The organism is Arthrobacter sp. JCM 19049 (assembly GCF_001310435.1).
Window position 1 is genome coordinate 1 of the sequence record NZ_BAXF01000920.1, and the last position, 561, is coordinate 561.

1 pseudogene is annotated in these 561 nt (G+C 67.0%); it reads right to left on the reverse strand.

The annotated features are described in order from the left end of the window. Positions 1 to 489, reverse strand: a pseudogene (gene purM, locus JCM19049_RS17120) (phosphoribosylformylglycinamidine cyclo-ligase); the annotation flags it as partial. Between the last annotated feature and the right edge of the window lie 72 nt (positions 490 to 561).

The following is a 561-nucleotide window of genomic DNA, read 5'->3' on the forward strand; positions in this document are numbered from 1 at the left end:
CGCGCCGGCCACGTCGTATTCTTCCTCGCCCAGCAGGCCCGGTGCTCGGCGGTTTCCCCGCCGACCAGTGCGGTGCCGGCCAGCTTGCAGCCCTCGGCGATGCCGCGAACAATGTCGGCGATGCGCTCGGGGATGACCTTCCCGCAGGCGATGTAGTCGGTCATGAACAGAGGCTTGGCGCCCACCACCACAATGTCGTCCACGACCATGCCCACCAGGTCCTGGCCGATGGTGTGGTGGATGTCCAGGGCCTGGGCGATGGCGACCTTGGTGCCCACCCCGTCGGTGGAGGTGGCCAGGTAGGGCTTGCGGTACCCGGTGAGGAAGGAGACGTCGAACAGCCCGGCAAAGCCGCCGACCCCGCCGATCACGTTCTGGGTGTGGGTGGCCTTGATCGCACCCTTCATCAGCTCGACGGCGCGGTCACCGGCCTCGACGTCGACGCGGCGCGGCATAGGTGATGGAGATGGGCTGCTCTTTGCCGCTCATGGCAGATCGGTCCTTTTCTGTCGTGAACACCCGCGCAGCTGCGCGCGGAAGAATCGGGAACGTGGAACGTGG